This is a genomic window from Flavobacterium sp. Root935 (assembly GCF_001429295.1).
In the GTDB taxonomy this organism is placed as follows: Bacteria; Bacteroidota; Bacteroidia; order Flavobacteriales; family Flavobacteriaceae; genus Flavobacterium.
On the sequence record NZ_LMJL01000001.1, the window covers coordinates 87,310 to 112,073 of the forward strand.

22 protein-coding genes are annotated in these 24,764 nt (G+C 31.4%); 8 read left to right on the forward strand and 14 right to left on the reverse strand.

Annotation, left to right across the window (positions count from 1 at the left end):
* Positions 1-54 precede the first annotated feature (54 nt).
* From ASE40_RS00415 to ASE40_RS00425, 3 genes are all read right to left on the reverse strand, one after another.
* The gene (locus tag ASE40_RS00415) at positions 55-1,143 is read right to left on the reverse strand and encodes a hypothetical protein (protein WP_057114845.1); all 1,089 of its coding nucleotides are present in this window, start codon (positions 1,141-1,143) and stop codon (positions 55-57) included.
* 30 nt (positions 1,144-1,173) lie between these two features.
* Positions 1,174-1,875, reverse strand: a complete 702-nt coding sequence (locus ASE40_RS00420) for an SMI1/KNR4 family protein (RefSeq protein ID WP_057114846.1) — start codon at positions 1,873-1,875, stop codon at positions 1,174-1,176.
* A 75-nt stretch (positions 1,876-1,950) separates the two neighbouring features.
* Positions 1,951-3,510: an NAD(P)/FAD-dependent oxidoreductase gene (locus ASE40_RS00425; protein WP_057114847.1), complete on the reverse strand. Its 1,560-nt coding sequence runs from the start codon at positions 3,508-3,510 to the stop codon at positions 1,951-1,953.
* 100 nt (positions 3,511-3,610) lie between these two features.
* Between ASE40_RS00425 and ASE40_RS00430 the strand changes: the two genes are divergently transcribed.
* Positions 3,611-4,843 (forward strand): PD-(D/E)XK nuclease family protein, encoded by a 1,233-nt coding sequence (locus ASE40_RS00430; RefSeq protein WP_057114848.1) that lies wholly within the window; start codon positions 3,611-3,613, stop codon positions 4,841-4,843.
* Positions 4,844-4,914: 71 nt separating this feature from the next.
* Entirely contained in the window at positions 4,915-5,154 is a 240-nt protein-coding gene (locus ASE40_RS00435) for a hypothetical protein (protein ID WP_057114849.1), read from the forward strand.
* Between the two features lie 76 nt (positions 5,155-5,230).
* Here ASE40_RS00435 and recQ read toward each other — a convergent pair whose 3' ends face one another.
* The gene (recQ, locus tag ASE40_RS00440; protein ID WP_057114850.1) at positions 5,231-7,426 is read right to left on the reverse strand and encodes a DNA helicase RecQ; all 2,196 of its coding nucleotides are present in this window, start codon (positions 7,424-7,426) and stop codon (positions 5,231-5,233) included.
* Between the two features lie 86 nt (positions 7,427-7,512).
* Here recQ and ASE40_RS00445 point away from each other — a divergent pair, with 86 nt between their 5' ends.
* The 4 genes from ASE40_RS00445 (at position 7,513) to lptB (ending at position 10,608) form a co-directional block, all read left to right on the forward strand.
* Positions 7,513-8,478 (forward strand): SIS domain-containing protein, encoded by a 966-nt coding sequence (locus ASE40_RS00445; RefSeq protein WP_057114983.1) that lies wholly within the window; start codon positions 7,513-7,515, stop codon positions 8,476-8,478.
* Positions 8,478-9,296, forward strand: a complete 819-nt coding sequence (tatC, locus tag ASE40_RS00450) for a twin-arginine translocase subunit TatC (protein ID WP_057114851.1) — start codon at positions 8,478-8,480, stop codon at positions 9,294-9,296. The genes ASE40_RS00445 and tatC overlap by 1 nt, the downstream gene beginning before the upstream one ends.
* Positions 9,289-9,639, forward strand: a complete 351-nt coding sequence (locus ASE40_RS00455; RefSeq protein ID WP_057114852.1) for a carboxymuconolactone decarboxylase family protein — start codon at positions 9,289-9,291, stop codon at positions 9,637-9,639. The genes tatC and ASE40_RS00455 overlap by 8 nt, the downstream gene beginning before the upstream one ends.
* A gap of 228 nt (positions 9,640-9,867) precedes the next feature.
* Positions 9,868-10,608, forward strand: a complete 741-nt coding sequence (lptB, locus tag ASE40_RS00460) for an LPS export ABC transporter ATP-binding protein (RefSeq protein ID WP_029272155.1) — start codon at positions 9,868-9,870, stop codon at positions 10,606-10,608.
* Positions 10,609-10,680: 72 nt separating this feature from the next.
* Here lptB and ASE40_RS00465 read toward each other — a convergent pair whose 3' ends face one another.
* Positions 10,681-11,535: a glycoside hydrolase family 25 protein gene (locus ASE40_RS00465; protein ID WP_057114853.1), complete on the reverse strand. Its 855-nt coding sequence runs from the start codon at positions 11,533-11,535 to the stop codon at positions 10,681-10,683.
* A gap of 10 nt (positions 11,536-11,545) precedes the next feature.
* Complete coding sequence (locus ASE40_RS00470) at positions 11,546-12,256, reverse strand: CDP-alcohol phosphatidyltransferase family protein (RefSeq protein WP_057114854.1); 711 nt, start codon at positions 12,254-12,256, stop codon at positions 11,546-11,548.
* 274 nt (positions 12,257-12,530) lie between these two features.
* Here ASE40_RS00470 and ASE40_RS00475 point away from each other — a divergent pair, with 274 nt between their 5' ends.
* Both ASE40_RS00475 and ASE40_RS00480 read left to right on the forward strand, forming a co-directional pair.
* A complete protein-coding gene (locus ASE40_RS00475) occupies positions 12,531-13,514 on the forward strand; it encodes a PorV/PorQ family protein (protein ID WP_057114855.1) in 984 nt (327 codons plus the stop codon).
* Positions 13,515-13,548: 34 nt separating this feature from the next.
* Positions 13,549-14,685: a DUF4105 domain-containing protein gene (locus tag ASE40_RS00480; protein WP_057114856.1), complete on the forward strand. Its 1,137-nt coding sequence runs from the start codon at positions 13,549-13,551 to the stop codon at positions 14,683-14,685.
* A gap of 3 nt (positions 14,686-14,688) precedes the next feature.
* Here the strand turns inward: ASE40_RS00480 and ASE40_RS00485 are convergent, their stop codons facing one another.
* Genes ASE40_RS00485 through ASE40_RS00520 form a run of 8 tightly spaced genes read right to left on the reverse strand, consistent with a single transcriptional unit; the run spans position 14,689 to position 24,752 of the window.
* The gene (locus ASE40_RS00485) at positions 14,689-16,083 is read right to left on the reverse strand and encodes a sugar transferase (protein WP_057114857.1); all 1,395 of its coding nucleotides are present in this window, start codon (positions 16,081-16,083) and stop codon (positions 14,689-14,691) included.
* A 59-nt stretch (positions 16,084-16,142) separates the two neighbouring features.
* Complete coding sequence (locus ASE40_RS00490) at positions 16,143-17,492, reverse strand: O-antigen ligase family protein (RefSeq protein ID WP_057114858.1); 1,350 nt, start codon at positions 17,490-17,492, stop codon at positions 16,143-16,145.
* 17 nt (positions 17,493-17,509) lie between these two features.
* Positions 17,510-18,598 (reverse strand): glycosyltransferase family 4 protein, encoded by a 1,089-nt coding sequence (locus tag ASE40_RS00495; protein ID WP_057114859.1) that lies wholly within the window; start codon positions 18,596-18,598, stop codon positions 17,510-17,512.
* A complete protein-coding gene (locus ASE40_RS00500; RefSeq protein ID WP_057114860.1) occupies positions 18,595-19,716 on the reverse strand; it encodes a glycosyltransferase family 4 protein in 1,122 nt (373 codons plus the stop codon). The genes ASE40_RS00495 and ASE40_RS00500 overlap by 4 nt, the downstream gene beginning before the upstream one ends.
* 9 nt (positions 19,717-19,725) lie before the next feature.
* On the reverse strand, positions 19,726-20,721 hold the full coding sequence (locus ASE40_RS00505; protein ID WP_057114861.1) for a glycosyltransferase family 2 protein: 996 nt from the start codon (positions 20,719-20,721) through the stop codon (positions 19,726-19,728).
* On the reverse strand, positions 20,718-22,262 hold the full coding sequence (locus tag ASE40_RS00510; RefSeq protein WP_057114862.1) for a glycosyltransferase family 2 protein: 1,545 nt from the start codon (positions 22,260-22,262) through the stop codon (positions 20,718-20,720). The genes ASE40_RS00505 and ASE40_RS00510 overlap by 4 nt, the downstream gene beginning before the upstream one ends.
* Positions 22,263-22,266: 4 nt before the next feature.
* Complete coding sequence (locus ASE40_RS00515) at positions 22,267-23,433, reverse strand: glycosyltransferase family 4 protein (RefSeq protein WP_057114863.1); 1,167 nt, start codon at positions 23,431-23,433, stop codon at positions 22,267-22,269.
* A complete protein-coding gene (locus ASE40_RS00520) occupies positions 23,430-24,752 on the reverse strand; it encodes an alpha-1,2-fucosyltransferase (RefSeq protein ID WP_057114864.1) in 1,323 nt (440 codons plus the stop codon). The genes ASE40_RS00515 and ASE40_RS00520 overlap by 4 nt, the downstream gene beginning before the upstream one ends.
* Positions 24,753-24,764 lie beyond the last annotated feature (12 nt).

The window sequence follows — 24,764 nt, forward strand, 5'->3', positions numbered from 1 at the left end:
TCAGTTTTCAGTACAATCTTGTCATCCTGAAGAAGGAAGGATGACAAATATTAACTACAATTGATTAACTTCAATCTTCGTCAATTCAGATAATTCTAAAATTCTTTCTACATCATTTTTATTGGCAACAAAAAACAAATAATTATCGCCAAAAGTTTCATACGTCAATAATTCGAGATTTGACTTTTCTAGTTCCGATTGAATGTAAGGAAACAAATCATGACTATAGGTTTCTTCTGGATATTCGAAAGTAAAATCTTCACCAATTAAATTAGAAATAAAATATTCAGCATCTTCGGGATCAAATTTCCAGTCGCTGTTCCAGGCATCAATACTTTCAAAAAAGGCAAAATGATCTTCTACCATACTGTGATATTCTTTTGCTTCTTTTTTATAATTTTTGAAAAGCTTTTTAGATTGCTTTTTTAGTTCTTTTTCTTCGATATTTCCTCTTGAAACCAATTGTATAAACTCTTCAAAATCTGATTCTGTTGCGGGTTCATTTGCTAACAGATTTTCAGAGGAAGGAAGTTCTACAGTTTCTGGAATTTCAAGATTTAAATATTGGCAGATTCCCTGCAGCACTTTTTTAAAATCCCTAATTCCTATTTCCTGTGTTTCATTTTTAGGATTATCAATATCCAGTTTTTCTGTATCTAACAATCCTTTCGTATAATCTAAAAAGTGCGTACTGGAATATAAAATTTTGAAATCGTTTGTTTCCAAACTATTGGTACAACAGAAGAAAATGATAAAATTATTAATAACACGTTTCAAATATTTTTTCACTTCTGGACCTGGTTCAGAATAAAACTGAATATGAATAAAATCGTATTCTAATCCTTGCTGGATTGTTTCTTCTGAAAGTGCTCCAATGTCAATCTTTTTGTAAAGTTCATTTAAAACTTCATAAGCATTATTGAAACCAGCTTTTTGAATTTCTGCCTTGGCTTCTTCATGATCTAATGAATACGGAAATGAATAAAGATTTACATAAACAGGATCGTAAATTCCTTTCATTTTGAATTCAACACTATTTGATTCGTGATACAAATAACCGTAAATAGAATTAATAACATCAAAAGAAATTATAGATTTTGGATCGTTATTTCTATTAAATAAATTGGAAAAGATATTTATCATGGAAGGCGCTTATAAATTTATAGGTAAATCTTAGTCGTTTGAGTATTTAAAACTTTGATTCATTTTATCAAAAGGAATAACATCATTCACAATTGATTCTAATTCTACATCCGTTAATAATCCTCTTGCTGATTCTTTTATTTTTGGAGAGACATTTATTTCGTAATCTATAATTTCACGCTTTAAAATATCTTCTAAAATAAATCTTTGACGAGTACTTAAATATCTTTTATGCGATTTAAAAACAGATTCCAGATCACTTCTAAATTCTTCATCGCTGAGTTCGTTGTAAACATCCTGCTGCGACATGTCTATCAATAAAACTTTAAAGATAAAATCCTGTAGATTTTTTGCCAAATAATTAACTTCGTTCATGTCATGCCAGACAAAAACAATTGGCACTTCTCCGTTGTCTTCTTCATTTAGAAAAAAACAATAATGATCTCCACCTCCGCTTTTTGCAAAAGGAATAAATTTAAAATCAGAATTTATATTTCGATAATTATCCGGATCTCTAAGTTCTTCGATTTCTTCGGCTACAGATTTCAAATTCAGCGATTCGAAATCATAAGAATGCAAAAGTAATGGCGGATTATCTTTTAAAGTTGGATAAACTTCCGCATACCAATTTGGCCCATATTCTCCAATATTGAGCATGCCGTCGGCTTCTAATTGTTTGTATAAAAGCGGGAATTCAAATCCGTGTTTTGTTTCAATTTCTTGTATCGTCATCTTTGGGGGCTATTCGATTAAAATCAAATCACTAAGATAACAATCTTTTTACTACACAAGAAATCTGAAGGTCAATTATTTCAAGGATTCCGCAATCATTAAAGCACATTTTTCACCGTCGATTGCTGCAGAAATGATTCCTCCGGCATAACCTGCACCTTCTCCACACGGGTATAATCCTTTTATTTGTAAATGCTCATAAGTTATAGGATCTCTCGGAATTCTAACTGGCGATGAAGTTCTGCTTTCGGGCGCGTGTAAAATTGCTTCGTTGGTTAAATAACCGCGCATTGATTTTCCAAAATCCTGAAAACCCTGACGCATAATTTGCGTTAAAAATCCCGGAAAAACCTGCCCCATTTCTACCGAAGTAGTTCCTGGAACATAAGATGTTTTCGGAATATCTGATGAAACTTTACTTTGCGTAAAATCAATCATTCGTTGTGCTGGAACTTTTTGAGTTTGTCCCGCTAAATGCCATGCTTTTTGTTCGATACTTTTTTGAAATTCCATTCCGGCCAAAGCGCCGAATTTTGCAAAAGGTTTAAAATCTTCCAATTTTAATTCAACTACAATTCCAGAATTTGCCGTTGATTGGTCACGCTTAGATGGTGACCAGCCGTTTGTAACCACTTCACCCGGACTTGTTGCACAAGGAGCGATTACACCTCCTGGACACATACAGAAAGAATACATGCCGCGGCCGTTTACTTGTTTTACGATAGAATATGGCGCTGGTGGCAAATGCTCTCCACGATAATCACAGCTGTACTGAATACTGTCGATTAATTCTTGCGAATGTTCTGCACGCACTCCTAAAGCAAATGGTTTGGCTTCTATTAAAATTTTCTTTTTATCTAATAATTCAAAAATATCTCGTGCCGAATGTCCTGTTGCCAAGATCAATTTATTGGCGTGAATTTTATCTCCATTTTGAGTTACAATTCCTTCAACTTCGTTGTTTTTTACCAGAATATCACTTACTCGGGTTTCAAACAAAACCTGACCGCCAAACTCGATAATTTTTTCACGAATATCTTCAATAATTTTAGGAAGTTTATTGGTTCCAATATGCGGATGCGCCTCTACCAAAATATCTTCTGAAGCTCCAAAAGCCACTAAAAGTTCTAAAATTCTAGTTACATCGCCGCGCTTTTTAGATCGAGTATATAATTTTCCGTCAGAATATGTTCCTGCTCCTCCTTCACCAAAACAATAATTTGAGTCTTCGTTTACGATATGTTCCCTGTTAATTGCTTTTAAATCGCGTCGACGTCCGCGAACGTCTTTTCCGCGTTCCAGTACAATTGGCTTTAAACCTAACTCAACTAATTGCAATGCTGCAAAAAGTCCAGCCGGACCAGCGCCGACAACAATAACTTCTTGAGCATTTGAAACATCTTTATATTTAGGAAGTTCGATTTTAGTTTCCTGAAAAGGTTCGCCTTTTAAATAAATAAGAACTTTTAAATTGATTTTAATTGCCTTTTGACGTGCATCAATCGAGCGTTTCAAAATAGAGACATGCTGAATTTCTGTTGTAGAAACCTTAATTTGTCTAGACAAATGGTCTTTCAGCAATGATTCGTTTGCAGCAATTTCTGGCGATACTTGAAGTAAAAGTTCTTTAGGCATTTTTTCTTTTTTATTCTATTAGCTTTTCTTTCTATGAAAAGAACATGCAAAAGTAGTATTTTGAAATGAGAATATTTGTACGTTTGAAAAAACTAAAATAATGGAAATAAAAAACATTGAACACCTTCTACATAATGTATCAATTATTGAACAAAAATATAACTCACTAGCTGAAACAACAGGTGAACATTATAATGTGTTTGATATTTTAGGAAAAAGAAGTGATGAATTATCGCATTCATTGATAATTTCAAATTTATTAAATGCTAAAGGTAAGCATGGGCAAAAAGACTTATTCTTAAAATTGTTTATTGATATTATACAACTTAAATTTTTTCCAAACATTGTTAAACAAAATTTTTTCCATAATTTCAACACCTTAGCAAGTAAGGCAATAACTGAAAAATTTGCAGGAGAAATTAATGATGATGAAGGAGGAAGAATTGATATCATCATTAATCAAGGAAACACTAATATCATTATTGAAAACAAAATTTACGCTAAAGATCAAAAGTCACAGCTGTTAAGATATTATAATTATGACAAAAATGCGCCCATAATATATTTAACATTAGACGGAAAAGATGCAAGTCAAAATTCAAAAAAAAGTATAGAAAACGGCCAAGAATATATTTGCATTTCATATGAAAATGAGATAATTCTTTGGATCGAAAAATGTATTGAAAAAGTTGCTAACAAACCAATTATACGAGAAACATTAATTCAATATCTAAATTTAATTAACAGCATTACAAATCAATCAACAAACAACATTATGAGTGAAGAAATAAAAGAATTAATTAAAAGAGATTTTGGATCAGCAAGTGAAATCGTAAAAAATTATAATGAAGCTAAAAATGATATTTGTAACAAAATTCGAGATACAATAAAAAGTATACTAAAATCAAAACTAGACCACAAATATGAAATAACATATGCAGGAAGTCCAATTTCTGAAAAAAATTCAAAGATATTTCTTGAATTAAAAGAATATAAAGATAACGGAATTTTTTTTGGAATAGAGCCCTTCAGTGGTAATGGAAACAAAAGAAACGAATTGTTTCTTGGAATTCTTGATATTCAGAAAAACAACAAAGCGTATTTTGACAAATATTTTTCTAAAGGCAGTTGGTGGGTTGAAAAAATAAATTTCAGACCTTTTGAAGATTATCAAATTGATTTTAGCAATCTTGATTTTCTAAGTCTGCTTGCCAAAAATGAAGACAAACAAATCCAATTGGCTAAAGAATTGGCCGATCAAATTATTACATATGTTCATTCACAAGAAGAATATATTCTAAAAATATGTAAAGAAATTAAACAGAATACCTAATCATCAAAGAATTATTTTCAACAGAGACTTTGTACCTTTGCACCTTAGAACCTAAGTACCTTTAGAAAAAAATGTCTAGAAAAATAAAATTAATTTGGGATTTTCGCGGTCCGGCTTCTGCGAAAACTGCAGAACATCACGAAATTCATTTAAAAGAATATATTGTTATCGAAAAACTACCTTTAAATATCACTGGTTTTAACATCATAAACGATATGCACGCCACAGCATTTATGGTGGTTGAAGAACCAAATATGATTCAGGTGAGAGATGCTTTGAAACCGCATCGAGGGGAAGTTTATTCTGAGTAAGATGTGAAATGAAAAATGTGAGATGTTTGTATCTAAAAATACATTTTACATCTCACATCTCACATTTAACTTATAACTAGTTAGCAACTTCACTAATAAATTTAATACGCATTAAACGCAATTCATCAATATCGTAGTCCCCGTCAAATTCTTTTAGAGCGTCTTCGATTTTATCCGATTCTGATTCCATGAAATAATCGTGAATTTCTTCCTGCTGATCATCATCAAGCATATCATCAATCCAATATTTGATATTCAGTTTTGTTCCCGAATAAACAATCTGCTCCATTTCTTTAATTAAAGCATCCATCGACAAACCTTTTGCAGAAGCGATATCGCTTAGCGGTAATTTTCGATCGATATTTTGAATGATATATAATTTATTGGCAGAATTTACTCCTGTAGATTTTACAACTAAATCGTCTGGACGAATAATATCGTTGTCATCAACATATCTGCTGATTAAAGCAACAAACTCGCTTCCGTATTTTTTTGCTTTTCCTTCTCCAACTCCATGAATGTTGTATAATTCAGTTAGTGAAATTGGATATTTTAAAGCCATGTCTTCAAGTGAAGGATCTTGAAAAACAACAAAAGGAGGAACACCTAATTTTTTAGCTACTTTTTTACGCAGTTCGCGCAGCATACCCATTAAAACTTCATCGGCTGTTCCAGTTGATTTTGATGACGCAACAATTGCTTCGTCATCGGCTTCACTGTATTCGTGGTCTTCCGACATCATAAACGAAACTGGACTTTGGATAAAATCCAAACCTTCCTGCGTAATTTTAATTACACCGTAAGTTTCAATATCTTTAGACAAATAACCTGAAACCAGAACTTGTCTTAATAATGCCATCCAATATTTTTCGTCGTGGTCTGAGCCAGAACCAAAATATGGCTGTGTATCTGTTTTGTGCGCTTTAATAACGGCGTTTATGCGTCCTATTAAAGTAAACACAATTTCTTTTGATTTGTAAATATGTTTGGTGTCGCGAACAATCTCCAGCAATTTAACCACTTGTTCTTTGGCTTCGATTTTGTTTTTAGGATTACGAACGTTATCATCCATATCTGCGCCTTCTCCTGTTTCGCTGTCGAATTCTTCACCAAAATAATGAAGCAGGAATTTTCTACGCGACATTGAGGTTTCGGCGTAAGCCACAACTTCCTGTAAAAGTGCAAAACCAATTTCTTGTTCGGCAACTGGTTTTCCAGACATAAATTTCTCTAACTTTTCTACATCTTTATAGGAGTAGTAAGCCAAACAATGTCCTTCTCCGCCATCACGTCCGGCACGACCTGTTTCTTGATAATAGCTTTCTAATGATTTTGGAATATCGTGGTGAATTACAAAACGAACGTCTGGTTTGTCGATTCCCATTCCGAAAGCAATCGTTGCAACTACCACATCTACGTCTTCCATCAAAAACATATCTTGATGTTTGGCGCGGGTTTTTGCATCTAAACCTGCATGATAAGGAACAGCACTAATTCCGTTCACTTGTAAAACTTCGGCAATAGATTCTACTTTTTTACGGCTCAAGCAGTAAATAATTCCAGATTTGCCTTTATGTTGTTTGATAAATCGAATAATATCCGACTCAATGTTTTTAGTTTTTGTTCGAACTTCATAATATAAGTTCGGTCTGTTGAATGATGCTTTAAAAGTATTAGCATCAGACATGTCCAAATTCTTTAGAATATCTTCTTGAACTTTTGGAGTTGCAGTAGCAGTAAGTCCAATAATTGGCACTTTACCTAATTGCTTAATAATATGTCGCAGATTTCTATATTCTGGCCTAAAATCATGTCCCCATTCTGATATACAATGCGCTTCATCAATGGCAACAAAAGAAATTGGCACGCTTTGTAAAAAAGACACATATTCTTCTTTTGTTAAAGATTCTGGGGCTACATATAAAAGTTTGGTTAATCCCGAAGTAATATCTTTTTTAACCTGAGCTATTTCTGTTTTGGTAAGAGAGGAATTTAATACGTGCGCTATTCCATTTTCTGACGAAAGACTTCGAATAGCATCGACCTGATTTTTCATCAAAGCAATCAGTGGAGAAACAACGATAGCTGTTCCTTCCTGAATTAAAGCGGGTAATTGATAACAAAGAGACTTTCCACCGCCTGTCGGCATAATTACGAAAGTATTATTCTTACCTAAAATACTCGTAATGACTTGCTCCTGCAAGCCTTTAAATTGGCTAAAGCCGAAATACTTCTTTAATTCTTTATGTATTTCAATTTCGTTTGAATTCATTCTCTATATTAACTGTATTTTGTATAAATTTGCAACACATAAAGATACAACTTTCTTTTATACATACAAATTTTAAATATTCTGATTTGATCACAAAAGAAAATATATTGGCGATAGCCAAAAAAACAATACTCTCTGAAAGTGAAGCAATTACAAAACTAATTGATTTTCTAGACGAAAATTTCTACGAAGCAGTACAGCGCATCTACGAAACTAAAGGTCGTCTAATCGTTACAGGAATCGGAAAAAGCGCGATCATTGCTCAAAAAATGGTTGCCACTTTTAACTCTACAGGAACTCCTTCTATGTTTTTGCACGCTGCCGAAGCGATTCACGGTGATCTAGGAATGATACAAAATGAAGATGTTATTATTTGCATTTCTAAAAGCGGTAACAGTCCAGAAATCAAAGTCTTGGTTCCATTATTAAAAAGATTTGGAAATACCTTGATTGCGATTACAGGTAATATAACTTCATTCTTAGCAAAAGGTTCTGATTATATTTTAAATACTACAGTTAACACAGAAGCCTGCCCTATTAATTTAGCTCCAACAAACAGTACTACAGCACAACTCGTAATGGGCGATGCCTTAGCGGTTTGTTTAATGGAAATGCGAGATTTTAAACCTGAGGATTTTGCAGTTTATCACCCAGGCGGTGCTTTAGGAAAAAAACTTTTGCTTCGTGTAAAAGACATGATAGAACATTCGTTAAAACCAGCAGTTACACCAGATACTTCGATCAAAAAAGCTATTTTCGAAATTTCAGAAAAGAGATTAGGTGTAACGGCAGTAATTGAAGACAATAAAATTATTGGAATTATTACTGATGGAGACATCCGACGAATGCTAAATGACGTAGATACTATTGCGGACTTAACTGCAAGGGATATTATGTCTAAAAACCCTAAAGTAGTTTCTTCAGAGACTATGGCAGTTGATGCATTAAATATTTTAGAAGATTTCTCTATAACACAACTGATTGTTGCTGACAATGGAGAATACAAAGGAGTTTTACATTTACATGACATTTTAAAAGAAGGAATCGTATAATGGCAAAGAAAAATCTTGGCGAGATGTCATTTTTGGATCATCTTGAAGAACTTAGATGGTTATTAGTTAGAAGTACAATTGCAATATGCATTATGGCATTTGTTACTTATTTTATAAGTGATTATTTATTTGATCAAATTATTTTAGGCCCAATTCGACCTACATTTTTTACTTACGTATGGTTCTGCGATTTATCCCATCAATTGAATTTCGCAGAAAGTATTTGTATTACAGAGCTGAATTTTATTATTCAGAATACCGAAATGGAAGGTCAGGTCAATATTTTTGTATGGATGTGCCTTTTAGCGGGTTTCATCTTGAGTTTTCCTTACATCTTGTGGGAAATTTGGAAATTTATCAGCCCTGCCCTGTATGAGAAAGAAAGAAAAAATGCAAAAGTATTCATCTTCGTTTCTTCTTTACTTTTCTTTTTAGGAGTATTGTTTGGATACTTTGTCGTAATTCCGATGTCGGTAAATTTCGTTGCCACTTTCTCTGTAAGTGATGTTGTAAAAAACCAATTTACACTTGAATCTTATATGGGAATGGTAAAAACAAGTATTCTTGGAAGTGCCATATTTTTTGAATTACCAATCGCCATTTATTTCTTAACTAAATTAGGCTTGGTAACTCCTGAATTTTTAAGAAAGTACTGGAAATACGCCGTAATACTTATTTTAATTATTGCTGCTATTGTTACACCGCCAGACGTCGTAAGCCAGACAATTGTGGCAATTCCAATGTTAATTATTTACGAGGTTAGTATCCTAATTTCGAAGGTTGTATATAGAAATAAATTAAAAGAAAACAATGTCTGATATCATTCAAGAATTTAACGACTATCGTTCTAAAATGAACGAAAAACTGCTTGCTGACAATAACAAAATTGTAAAGCGAATTTTTAATCTTGATACCAATGCTTATGCGCCAGGAGCTCTAGATGTAAAAACAAAGGAACTTTTAGGTTTAGTTGCATCTGCTGTTTTAAGATGTGATGACTGTGTAAAATATCACTTAGAAACAAGTTATAAAGAAGGTGTTTCTAAAGAAGAAATGATGGAAGCGATGGGAATTGCAACTCTTGTGGGAGGAACTATCGTTATTCCTCACTTAAGAAGAGCTTACGAATTTTGGGAAGCTTTAGAAGAAGCAGGGAAATAATTAGAAAATGTGCCAATTTGATAATTAGATAATTTCTCCTGAAATACGTTAATTATTTAATTTTGAAGCACAAATTCTAAATTTGAAAAACGCAATAATTTGTTAATTGATTTATCAAATCGATTATTTTAAATTTATTTTGTCTTTCAAATCAAATTATAAAATTGAATTTGAGATCGTTTTTTCATTATCTCATTATCTAATTTTCAAATTATCTAATTAAAAAAAATGAAGCTAAGAGCCGATAATTTAATCAAAACCTATAAAGGAAGAAGTGTTGTAAAAGGAATTTCTGTTGAAGTAAATCAAGGGGAAATTGTGGGGCTTTTGGGTCCAAATGGTGCGGGAAAAACAACGTCTTTTTACATGATTGTTGGATTAGTAAAACCAAATCAGGGAAACATTTACCTTGATGATTTGAATATTACCGATTATCCGATGTACAAACGTGCTCAGCAAGGAATTGGTTATCTGGCACAAGAAGCTTCTGTTTTTAGAAAATTAAGTATTGAAGATAACATCTTGAGTGTTTTACAATTGACTAAACTTTCTAAAGAAGAGCAGATTGCTAAAATGGAAAGTTTAATTGAAGAATTTAGTTTAGAACATATCCGTACCAACCGAGGCGATTTACTTTCTGGAGGTGAGCGTCGTCGTACTGAAATTGCACGTGCATTGGCAACCGATCCAAAATTTATTTTATTGGATGAACCTTTTGCAGGTGTTGACCCAGTTGCGGTTGAAGATATTCAGAGAATTGTAGCGCAGTTAAAAAACAAAAATATCGGAATCTTAATTACCGATCACAACGTTCAGGAAACTTTAGCTATTACGGATAAAACATATTTAATGTTCGAAGGAGGAATTCTAAAAGCAGGAGTTCCAGAAGAATTGGTAGAAGACGAAATGGTTCGCCGCGTTTATCTAGGACAAAACTTTGAGCTTCGTAAGAAAAAATTAGAGTTTTAAGAACATTATATGTGAAAGGTGAAAGGTAAAAAGTGAAATGTAAATTACTTTTTACCTTTCACTTTTCACCTTTTACTCGACAGTAATAAACTGCAATTGCTCTAAATCGCCGTTGTAAATATTAACATCCACTCTGTGTTTTATTCCCGGTAAAGACGCTTTTTCTGTAAACTGCCAAAACAGCCAGTCATCTTCAATCTTTTCTCTGTAGAAATTATAATTGGCAATCCAGAAAAGATATTCACTGAATTCTTCTTTTAGAAAATCAGAATAATAGCGTTCTCCCGAATAAATTATTGGACGAACCTGATAGTGTTTTTCAACCTTAGTCAGCCAGCGTTTTAAACCCACTTTTAAACTGTCCAAAGACTGATTTTTAGGTAATTTTTCAATATCCAAAACTGGCGGAAGATCTCCTTTTTGAAGCTTAACAGTTTTTATAAAAAGATCGGCCTGTTCGATAGAATTTTCGTTTGGGCGGTAATAATGATAGGCACCGCGCATAATTTTGTTTTCTTTTGCGCCTTCCCAATTCTTGTTGAATTGTCTGTCTACACGATCATTTCCTGCTGTTGCTCGAATAAAAACAAATTGAACTGGATATTTTTCGTCTAAAATTTCAACTTCTTCCCAATCTACTTTTCCTTGAAATTCAGAAACATCAATTCCAATAACTTTTCCCTTATGATTTTCAAGAACGCGAATATTTCGCACATCAGAAAGATGTTTGTCAACCGCGTCTTCATCTAAAACTTTTTCAGATTTAAACCCTAAATAATAGGCCAATCCGTTACGATAATGATAAATGATTCCAATGAATAAAAGCGCGGAGAAAATTAATAAAAGTCCTCGAAAAAGCCTGCTTAAAAATGATTTTCCAGCTGGTTTCCTTGAATATGTTTTACGATAAGTCGTTTTTCTGGCCATGAAAATTGAACTACTTCTTCAAAAACAGATTATTAATAATTGACAATACAACGTAGAAAACAATAATCAACGGAATTGCAATGTAATGCAGCAAAACAACTAATAACACTGAAATTGTCAAAAACACAATTTGAAGTGCGTTTTCTTTTAAGCGGAATTTTTTAATTTTTAAAGAGAACAACGGAATCTCAGCATTTAAAATATAAGCACTGCATAATGTTATAAGCAATAAAACCCATTGATTAGTTAAAATTTCTAATATCATCAGAGAATCTGAAAATGATATTACCAAAGGAAGACTTAAAATAAACAATGCATTTGCCGGCGTTGGCAGACCAATAAAAGAATCTGTCTGGCGTGTATCGATATTAAAATTTGCCAGACGATAGCAAGATCCCAAAGTCACGATAAATCCTAAAAAAGGAATCGCTGGGCTTGTTCCTAATTCATGACCACTATTGGCAAACATGCTGTACATTACATATCCTGGAGTTACACCGCTTGTAACCATATCTGCCAAAGAATCCAACTGTAATCCAAGCGGACTAGAAACTTTGAATAATCTAGCAAAAAAACCATCAAAGAAATCAAAAAAGATTCCTAAACAAACCATGTAAAAAGCCATTAAATAATCTCCTTGAGAGACAAAAACAATTGCGACACAACCGCAGAAAAGATTAATTAATGTAATTAGATTTGGAATGTGCTTTTTGATATTCATAGTTTGAAATTTTGATAATGGCAGAGAACAAATTTAGCATAATAACTGGATGCAAAACGAGTTTTTCTCATAGTTTTTTATTTCTCAGCTCGACTTTTAGAATATTTAAGAGAACGAACTTAATAGATGAGTAAAATATTATATTTTTGATAAAAATTAAAACAGACCTAAGTCTGCAAAAAAAGAACTTTTGAAAAAACTTTTAGCATTTATATTCTTTTGGAGTTTTACTTCACCATATGCTCAAACTATTCGAAAATATTCGAATGAGTTTATGAATATTGGAGTAGACGCAGCAGCTCTTGGAATGTCAAGTACGGTAACGGCTTCTACAAATGATGTTAATGCAGTTTACTGGAATCCAGCAGGTTTAACTCATCTTGAAGATCATCAAGTCGCATTGATGCATGCGAGTTATTTTGCCAATATTGCGCAATATGATTATATCGGTTATGCAAGTCCCATTGATGAACGAAGTGCCTGGGGAATTTCGATGATTCGTTTTGGAGTTGATGATATTATGGATACCACACAATTAATCGACAATCAAGGAAATATCGATTATAACAGAATCAGCTTATTTTCTACTGCTGATTATGGTTTCACCTTTTCTTATGCCAGAAAACTTCCTGTGGAGGGATTTCAATATGGGGTTAACGCAAAAGTTATTCGAAGAATAATTGGAAAATTTGCCAATTCGTGGGGATTTGGATTTGATATTGGACTTCAGTTTGAAAGAAATGACTGGAAATTCGGTTTAATGCTTCGCGACATTACCACAACTTATAATGTTTGGAATATTGACGAAGAAGAATATGCAAAAATCGCAAATGCTATTCCAGGAGAAAACAACACATTACCAGAGAGTACGGAGATTACTTTGCCAAAAGCACAATTAGGAGTTTCAAAAAGATTTGATTTTCATAATGAATGCAGTTTGGTTACTTCTGCAAATTTAAATATGAGATTTGAACAAACGAATGATATCATTTCATCAAAAGTAGTAAGTATAGATCCCGCAATTGGATTTGAATTTGGCTACACCGATTTGGTTTTCGTAAGAGCCGGTGCTGGAAATTTTCAAAATGTAACACAGTTGGACAATACTGAAAAAGTAAATTTTCAACCTAATATCGGTCTTGGTTTTAGATACAGAGGTATTCAGATAGATTATGCCTTAACAGATTTAGGAAACCAGAGTACCGCATTATATTCTAATATTTTTTCGTTGAAAGTAGATTTAGGAATCTTTAGATAGTTATAAAACCATAAAATCTTTTAAAAAATTAATCATGAAAACTGTCATTTTCAAAAAAACACTTTTTATTTTATTATTCTTATCAAGTTTTATTGGTTTTAGCCAGAGTTTATCTTTATCTCCAAATGCTAAAATAAGTGTTCTTACTTGCGGTCTTGGAAACGAAACTTACTCTTATTTTGGTCATACAGCTATTCGTGTTGCTGATCCTGCGAATAATATTGATATTGTTTACAACTATGGTGCTTTTGATTTTAGAACACCAAATTTTGTTGCCAAGTTTGCTAAAGGTGATTTACAATATTTTATTATCACACACCCTTATGCTGATTTTATAAACGAATACAGTTCTGATAAAAGAAGTGTTTACGAACAAGATCTTCAAATTTCACTGCCTTTAAAACAAAAATTATTTGACAATTTAAATAAGGCTTTATTCTCTGAAGAAAGATATTACACTTATAAATTTATTGATAAAAATTGCACTTCGATGGTTGTTGATGTAATCAATAAATCATTAAACCAAAATGTTATCACCAAAAAAGAAGATACTGATAAAACATATCGTTCTATTCTTTTCCCTTATTTTGATGGACATTTTTACGATCAATTGGGAACAAGTATAATTTTTGGAACGAAGGTGGACCAAATGGGAACGAGAATTTTTCTTCCTTTTGAATTAAAAAACAGCTTAGAAAAAACTACATTTCAAAATCAGCCATTAGTTAGCAAAAGTAAAACATTATTGGAATTTACAAAAGAAACTCCAAAATCATGGTGGAATAACATTTATACTTATCTGTTTATTTTGCTTTTTGTGATTTTGGGAAGAAATAAAACAGTAGACAAAATCTATTTTTTGATTTTATCTTTAATGGGAATTTTCTTTGTTGTGATGGGATTTTATTCTTTTCACCAAGAACTGGCGATGAATTATAACGTTTTACTTTTTAGTCCGCTTTTATTGGTTTTAGTTCTGTTTTCTATTTTCAAAAACAAAAAATGGACATATAGATTTTCACTTATAAATTTCGTTCTTTTAGTAGTCTACTTTTTGTTTTTGATTAATAAGGCTCATTTCTTTATTACTCTGCCATTGATTATTACCAGCGCTGTAGTTTTAGTAAGAACTGCAATCAGAAACAAAAAGCCAATTCCGATTATAATTTAAAAATTATTGGCCTCGGTAAAACAAAACTGTTGTAATGGTTTTGAAAGTGATGCTTAAATCGAGAAAAACGCTCCTGTGTTTGATATAATATAAATCGTATTGAAGTTTAATTAAACTTTCATCGATAGATTCTCCATAAGAATAATTTACCTGAGCCCAGCCTGTAAGTCCTGGTTTAATAACATGTCGTGTCTCATAAAAAGGCATAACGCTGGCAATTTCTTCGACAAAGAACGGACGCTCGGGTCTTGGCCCAATGACTGCCATATCGCCTTTTAAAACATTTATAAACTGCGGCAGTTCATCTATCCTTGACTTTCGCATAAATTTACCAAAAGGAGTAACTCTTTTATCATTATGGGCTGCAAAAACTGCTCCACCTACTTCAGAATTCTCGGTCATTGTCCTAAACTTGTAAATCTTAAAAACAACACCGTTTTTACCGACTCTTTCCTGCGTATAAAAAAGACTTCCTTTGTTTCCTAAAAGATTGCAAAACCAAATAATCGGAATAAAAACCACACAAAATAAAAGTCCTATAAAAGAGAAAAAGAATTCCATAATACGAATCAACAACAGATATAGTCTATTATTATTACTTCGGCTGAAGGGGAAAAAACGGTAGAAATCACGCCCAATATAATGCACTGGGATTCTCTGCGTTTTGCTTTCATATACTTGAGTATATTCACGAATAACATTGCCGTTTTCTAACAAATGAAGCAACTGCTGGTATAAATCGGCTGTGATACCATCGGTTTTTTGTGATGCAATTATAATTTCAGAAACATCATGCTGCGTTACAAATGCTTCTAAATCTTCTTTTTTTATTTCTTTTACATAATGAAAATCTGATACTTCATTTAAACTAGAATCTGAATTTACAAAACCAATAATTTTATAATGTGGATCGACATTTTCAAGTCCAAGAACTAATTCGTCGACTTCATTTTGATCGCAAATTAAAACTACATTTTGTCCAAACCGATGTGATGCCAAGAAATACACATAGAAAAATCGCCATAAAAGTAATGAGCTTAGAACAGCAAAATAAAAGATTACGATCACTACTCGCTGCTTTGGAAGTTCTGGCGATAAAACCGGTGTAAGTAAATATACAGTAACAGCGGTAAGAGAAGTTAAAATTACACTTCGCAAAATCTGAAATTGATTACTTGCTGTCTGGAGATTATACATTTCAAAAATAGCTCCAAAAACATACACGTAACCAACAAGTAAAAAAGATTTATAAAATCTTTTTTCATTTAAAGTGTAATACTGATAATCGAAAAGCACACTAAGTAAAAAGAGTGCTGTAAATATAAACGCTGCATCAAAAAGACAAAGCAGAACCTTTCTTTCTGAAATTTCAAAATGCATTTTTCTTTTTGAAAACATTTTTTTAAAGTTTGTTAGGGGCTTAAACTTGAGGCAAATGTATTGTAAAAAATTTTAAACTAATCTACTAAATTTTCTGCTTTTTCGGGAATTTTAATCTTTACCGATAGAAGACTCAGCGCATATATAAATGCTGGCGCAGCAATTCTCATTGCAGCATGATTGATAGTTAACAGCCAAAAAACAACACAGGATAAAAAATAAAGGTGCTGTCGATTATTTATGTAAAGTACAAAAGGAGTTATAAATAGTATTAGTAAACCAAAAATTCCAAATATACCATGTTCAGAAAGCATTCTTGTAATTTCATTATGAGACGCAGCTTCTTCTTTTAAATACTCTAACCTTCTGGACTTACTTAATCCAGCCCCAACACCTAGAATTGGATCATCTAGAAACAGCTTTATTTCTGCATCCATAATTTCTTCTCGCCCGCCTAACCTGTCCTTTTTTTCTCTTCCTCGAGCATCTTTGTTAGCATATCGTTTTTCAATCAATCCAGAAGTTTGAATAGAAGAATAAGTCCAAATACCTAATCCCATTAAAGCGGTTACGACGAAAATCAAAATAAATTTACCTCTGCCTCTTGCATTTGAGTTTCTGTATAGTAAAAATAACAAGCAAACAATCATACCTACAGCAGTAATAATACCGCCTCTTGAAAATGTAACTATTCCTCTATAAGTTATGAAAACCAATAAAAATCCATTTAATAGTATTGCTCTTTTTGATTTCGAAAACAATATGAATTGGGTAAAAAAGACAAACATTCCTAATCCTAAAATGGTTGAAACTTGGTTCGGACCAAATCCTCCTGAAGTTTCAAAATTTGACTGTGTTCCTGTTATCACATCTTTAACACTTGGATTGTATAAAAACAAATAGACGGTTGTGGTTACAACTGGCAATCCCAGTGCAACCATGATATTTTGCAAATCAGAAAAAAGCATCCCTCTTTTCATTGTATATATTGCAGATATTGCCAGACATACAGGACCTGATAAATTAAAAAACAAAGCTTTTTTAATATCTATCGAAGGATCTGAAGCTGCAACAGTAAATAAAATACCTGGTATTAATAGAATTAGGAAAAAACAATAGATAAATCCATTCCGAGAAAAATTACTGTAAAACATCCCCATCAACATGAAGAAAATCACACTAAACTTTACATACTCATTGTTAAAGTTTCCACCTGTCATTCTTAAAAAAACCTCAGCACCAACTAAATAAGCTGTAACTAATAAAACTTCATTATTCTTGTTTTTTGTTTTATAAACTATATAAAATCCAACAATAGGAATTATTAAACTGTATATTTTGGATAAAAAAGGCACAGCAAAAACAGCTATCGCAATTGCGGCATGAATTATTAGAAGAAATTCATAAGACCATTTTTTGTTTTTCATTTATTCCCTGGATTATTTTAAACAGCTAAAATAGTTAAAGATTTCAACCATAAAAGATACTCTGCAATGATATTTTTTTCACTAAAATTCAATTGGACTTTATGATTTAAGGTTTCTCCTAGTTGCTTTCTTAAATTTTCATTAAGAATAAGTTTTTCAACTGCTTCTACAAATTGAATCACGTCATTTGATTCTACTATTAAACCTTCTTTCTGTGACATTATTACTTTTGAGATCTCTCCAACATTCGTTGCTATTACAGGAAGAGCATGACGTCCATATTCTAAAATAGCCAAAGGAAGTCCTTCAGATAGAGAAGGCAAAACTCCAATTTGACATTGCTGAATTGCTGAATCAACATTATCTGTTGAACTATATAAAAAAACAACTTCATCAAGTTTTAACAAGTTGATCTTTTTTTTGAGTTCTTCTGAATATGTATCGTGAAAATCCTTTCCAAATAAATGAAAGGTCCAATCGGGAAATTTATTTCTAATTATATTGGCAGCGTTAACAAGTAAGTGGTGATTTTTTTGCGGTCGTAGATTCGCCACACAAATAATTCTTTTTTCATCCTTACCTTTTAACAAAACTCGCTCTTTAGTCGCAAAAGAATCAATAATAAAATTAGGTAAATAAATAAAATTTGAACACCATAAATAAGATTGCGCCCAATCTCTCAAATCTGAATTTACTGAAATAACACCTCTAAAAAATATAGAACCAATTTTTAAACTTAAATTTTTCCTTGAAGACAAATCCTGCGAAATTCCGTAATGATCATGCCATATAATTTTGATTCTTGGCAAAGTTAATTTTACTAAAACTGCAATAAAAAAAGAAGAACTATGCGCATGAATGAATGTAACTTTATTCCTTTTTAAATAATTATGAAGTCTAAAAACTGCCTTGTAATCAATCTTTTTCCTTTTCTTTAAAAAGAGATATGAAACTTTTTCATTTATTTCACTTTTAAGTAAACCTTCTTTTCTAGATACGATTAGTCCGGAGAATTCTATTTCTTTAGCTAATCCGTTTGCATAATTGACCGCCATTCTTTCAGCTCCTCCTGCTTCCAAAGAATCAATAATTTGAACAATTCTCATCTAAACAAAAGTTTTTTAATTTCGGATTCAAAAAGTTCTAAAGTATAATACTGTGACCAATCCTGCGACAATGTACTTTTTGACTTATAATTATTTTCGACAGCGATTAAATTCTCAATCTGCTTTACATCTTGATTTAAATCCATTTCTAGCAAAATACCTCTATTTCCAAAATCAAGCATAGAAGGAACGCATGAAACTTTACTTGCCACTGGAATACATCCCCAAAACATGGCTTCTGCAATAGCTTTTGGCCAGCCTTCACTTTTTGATGGCAATATTACAAAATGACTTTTCTGGTATGCTTCTTTGATAGTTTCTTTACTTTCATTTCCATGAAAAACAATAAAATCTTGAAGATGATTTTGTTGAACATAGTTTTGTAAATTTTCTTTTTCTGAACCTTCACCGTAAATATTCAAAATAACCTTTCTTTCTTTTTCAAGTAGCTTTTCAATTAGTTTTATTGCATACAATGGATTTTTTCCTGAAACTAAACTTCCAACAAACATAAAATCTATTGATGATTTTAAACCTGTTTTGGTAATAATTTCTTTTTCCGACTCTGAGTAAGTTGCTGTAAAAAATGATTTTATATTTTTAGACTGCTTTTCCCAATCGCCATAAACCAATACCTGCATGTTTCGGGTTAAAAATGTATTATTAAGAATCCATTTCTGAAGACGATATGAAAATGGCTGTTTACTTCTAGGATCCCAGTTACCAGCATATTTGGCTGTTTTTATTTTTTTTGGAAAAAATATTTGAGCCAGACAACCTATAAGCCCGACATTTCCCGGACAACGTAAATGAATATGATCTGATTCTTTCATTGCCCAAAAAATTTTCCAAAAAATAATCGGCAGTTTAAGTAAAGAAATCAAAGCATCAGATAACTTCTTAAAATTAAAGCTGGGAATCTCCCTAAAATCAATATTTTGAAAATTATAAAAAGTATCAACTTCCGTTAAGTTTCTCTTCGAGCTTAAAGGAGCGACAATAATTAATTCATCAATATATTTAAGCCAAATATTCATTTCACGAACATAAGGAGCATAGCCATATAGATTATTGGCTTTCTCAATATGATCAACGTGAGTTATTATTAAAAACTTCATTTATAAATCTTAAACGTTGGGTTTATTAAACAATAAACCTATTAGTCCAATAGTTCTTCCAAAAGATTCAGTAAATGCACTTTTTTTATTCTTTTCTGTTAGAGTGTTACTGAGACGAATTATTGTGAGTAAAATGGTAATGGCATTCCATTTATATCGTGCCAGTAAATTTGGTTTCGGATTCTTAATTCTCCAAACATACCATCCGTTTCTAACTACCATTTTCCCATATTTAAATAGATTTGGCCTACCTTCTGGAGCATGAAAATGACTTAATTTTACATTGGTATTAATTACATTTTTACCAAACTGTAAAGCTCTTAAACTAAAATCTGCATCTTCGTATAAACCATATCCTTCAAAGAATTTTGAAAATTTAATTTTTTCAAAGACACTTTTTTTAAAAGCCATAGACATTCCAATTAGCAAGTCAACCTCATATGTTTTTCCTGTTAAAGGGAATCCACAAGTTCTTCCATGAGAGTATAAAGGCATTTTACCTGGTCCAAGGTTAGAAGCAAGACCAAGATAATTTCTAACAACATTTCTTAAGCCTTCCTTATAAAAATATCCTTCAAACAAATAAAACTTTTTACGGCTATAAGAATGATTTCTCTCTTGAATCTTCCATTTATTTTCATTAACTGCAACTCCTCCTACTCCAACAATTTCGTCATCACTTTGAAATGTTTTAATAATTTCTTCAAAATACTTAGGCTCTAAAATCGTATCATCATCTAGAAAACAAACAATTTCAGATTGTGGATCAACTTTTGAAATTCCAAAATTACGTTGTTTAGTTAACCCTCTATCTTCATCTTTTACTCTAAAATATTTCAGGTTTTTAAAGTCATGTCCCTTCAGAATAAATTCTGTTTTATCATTTAATGATCCGTCAATTACTAAAATTTCATCTGGATATTTATATTGAATACTTACCGATTCGAGTAATTTAAATAAGGATTCAGCTCGCATGTAAGTACAGACAATTAACGAAACTTTCATTTTTGACTATTTAGTTTGTTGGCCCAATATAAACTTTTATTCCATTGCCTTTGATAATTAGCATAATATCTAAATGGGGTTTTAATTTTTTGAACACTGTAAAATTTAAAAAACAAAGTCGTTTTATAGCTGTTTAACTGCTCCTTTGTTAAATTTAAAAGATTATATAACATTACAGTCGGAGAAGGTTTTGGCTGTATTTTATCTTCTTGCCAAGGAAGAGTAAGTTTTCCTCTAAAACCGCCAATCGGTGCTTTAAGATGAATTATTTCTGGCTTAGGCAAATAGGTAATGTCAAATCCTAAATTTCTGAGCTGCATTCCATAATCACTATCTTCACCATAACCAAATTCAAAATTAGTGTTATAAGAGATGTTTTCAATATTTTTCGTTTTTAAAATACTACATCCTGAGCCAAAACTAGTGAACTGAGATTTTTGTTTGTTTTTTTTACTTTGCGGGTAGTCAGACGCATAACATCCAAAAGTTACCTGTTCAAGACCTTCTTTTTTGATTAGTTCAAAAGCTTGCTTTAAAAAACCATAATCAATTCTAATGTCATCATCAGCCATAAAAACCCATTCGCTAGTTACGTTTTTGAGAGCTAGATTTCGTGCATTACATGCACCTGTTTTGTGAGTAAAAATATGCTTGATAAAAAAAGGCCAACTTTCTTTTTCTACATAAGATAGATCCGAAACAGATTCATTAACAGGATTTTGTTCTACGATGATTACATTTTGCGGCAAAAAACTTTGTAATGATAAATCTTTTAAAAAATCATACAAATATTTTTTACGTCCGATTGTTGGAATTATAATATCTAAAGTTCCTTTTTCTATTACTTTTTTGCTTGATTGTATTTCAATTTGTTCTAATATACTGCTATCTAGATTTCTTTTTTTATAGAACAAACTAAATAAGAGAGGGAAAACTGTAAATTTTCGCTCATAAAGAAATAAATTCAAAAACAATAAAAAAACCCAGCTTGTTTTATAATGCTGTTTGACAAATCGAAATAAAAGAAATTTACTTTCACTTTGTTTTGATAATGACTCTGAAAACTCTTTTATTAACATTGGCTCTGAATAACAAAACAGCCCCAGAGGCATTGCTAATTTTGCAATTGAGTTTAAAAAATAATCAAAGTTTTTATCTTTTTGCACTTCATTTTTTAGCATCAATAAAATAGAAGCATGAACTCCCCCAACATGACTGCTCATTTGCCAAGTTGGATAATTTACCTTTTTATTGATGTTTAAAAAAGGTGATGTTTCAACATATCCAATCTCCTTTGATATAAAATAATTTGAAGACAAATTATACGATGCCATTATTTTTTCATGATGAAAAATATTCTTAAATTCAAGAATATTAAGATTTGATCTGAATGAAATATGGCACCAAATAATCAAAGTTTGCGGAAATTTTTCTGCAAGCTCAATTAGATTTTCAGTAATACTATTCTTCTCAAAAGGTACTTTGGCGTCATTTGTTTCAACCTCAACAACCTTATTTTTTTGATGATAAACAATTATCACTTTTTTATTTTTTTAAGTTTAATCTTTTTTGATAAAAGTTGATATTTTCAATCACAATATTATTTATATCAAATTTTTCTTCAACGTGTAATCTTGCTGACTTACCAAGTTGTTGAGCAAAGAGATTATCACTCAAAACTTTCTTTATTTTTTCTGCGTATAAATCATGGTTAGAAGGATGAACTAAAAAACCGCTTTCTTCGTTTACAATAAGTTCTTGCGACCATCCAATATCACTATTAACAACTGCTTTTTGCATTGCCATAGATTCGATAGTTACCATTCCTAAAGTTTCAGCAAAGGTTGGAAACACACATACATTTGCTTTCTTAATATAATTTTGAATTTCACTGTATGGAATTTTACCTAAATAGGTTACATTTCTCAGATCCTCTTCAGTAAATAAGCTTTTCATCAAATCCCAAGTTGATTTTGAATTTGTTTTTAAGTCGAAAGAATCTCCGCCAATTAAAACTAATTTGGCATTTGGAAAATCTTCACGCACTTTATTAAAAATATGTGGAAGTTCTAGAACTCCTTTTTTCCTAATTAGAGTACCAGCATATAAAATCAAATCTTTTTCAAACTCTTCTGGTGTTTCATTTTCAAAATTTTGAAGATCCAAACCATAGTGAATCATCTTAATTTCTTTTCCTTTTATATTAAAAAGATCTTTCGAAACTTCTCCTGCAAATTTAGTTGGAGCAATAAATGCTTCTGCCCTATTTATCGCCAGTTTTTCAAACCAGAAATTCTTGCGTTTTTGTTTTCTGTTTTCTAAATGACAGAAATAGGCATCACTTCCATGAAACCGAATTATCAAAGGAATTTTAAAATTCATAAAAGCTGTAATTCCTGTCCAATCAGGAGCTTCAATTATATTTATATTCTTTTCTTCAATAATTTTATTAATAAAATTTTCTATCTTTTTTCTATTGAAATAAAAATTAAAAAACCTGCCTTTTTTATTATCTAAACTGTAAATGGTAACATTTTCTTCTTCTATAATAAATTTTTCTTTTTGCCCATATACAAAAACAGAAACTTGCACATTGGATTTTCTCAGTTTTTCAACTAAAGTATAAACGCTTGTACCTATTCCGCCATCATGTCCGAAAGCTTTATGAGGATAGTGAGATACAATATAGGCAACATGTAAATTTGATTTCATTTTTTTATATTCAATATTTTCTTTACGCTTCGTTTCAACTGATTTTCTTTTCTTTTTAGAAACCTTTTAAAACTAAATTCGTAGCCTCCTATGTTAAGAAATCTAAGCGCGGAGCAATATAGTAAAAGTTCATTTTTAACTAAACTTTCATTTGAATCTATAAGTTTAGTTTGTTTTAAATAAATCCCGCTATTATAATTTTCCTTTTCTTTATTATATTGAGGAAATGAAAAAATTCTTGAGAAAAAACCAAAATCTTTCTGTACTGAATATTCGCTATAATTTAAAGCTTTCGAAACTTTAAAAGTTTTGATTATGTTAATAGTCACCAAAGTGATATTTGATTTTTTAATTTTTAGCCACGAAAAGTAAATTAAAACAGGAGATATAAAATAATCCTTATTTATTGCAAAAGTAATTTTTGGAGATTGAATATTATCATCCGAGACAAACTCTGCGTCAAAATAATTGGATAAATATATTTTCAGCTCTTCCTTATTCCTAGCAGCATTAATAATGACTGCTAAATCTTTCAATTGAATTTTTTGATCCAAATGATTGTATTTTATCCATCTTTCAGGATAATAGTCTTTGTCGTTTAGTTTTAGGCGTTTCTGTCCGTCAAAATTTTTTAAAGGTCGAATAATTTTTGAATCACTTTTCTCTCCCAGCCAGGCAGTCCACCACGAAAAAGTAGAATTACTAATTATAAAATCATTACACATAGTACCTAAACAAAGTTGTTCTACTTCATTTAATCCATCTCCAAAAAAAGCATTCTCCAAAAATGAAAAATGATATTTGCAATAATTTATGTCATCACTCAAAATAATAAGATTGTAAGAATCCCATTCTGAAAAAAATTCAACTAAGCTATTTAGGTAATATTTTATTGGAGTTTGAAAATAATCTTTATGATCGACAAAGTCTCCTCTGCGTATAGATATCAAGATTGTACGTTTTTCAAAAGCTTTGTGATACAGTGAACTTATTTTTTCTACCAAAGAATCTGAAAACTCAAAATAATGTTTGGTTAGTTCTCTATCAAAATATTTTTCGGTTTGAAGCCATCCACTTAAATCATAGTTCTTAGCTTCAAAATTCCACTCATAATGATTGTATTCTTCTTCTTCAAAATTTACAAAATCTGTCAGATCAGATGCTAAAACAGGTAATTTATTTTTAAATGAGCTTTGATATTTCCAAAGTAAAAAAGAGAATTCGCGATTGTTTTTATTCGCTAATCCAATTGTGGATGCAATTTGAAAAAGCTGATTCCCTAAATTTCCTTTTTTCCCTATTTTACTAAATGTTATCATTTACAGTAGTTT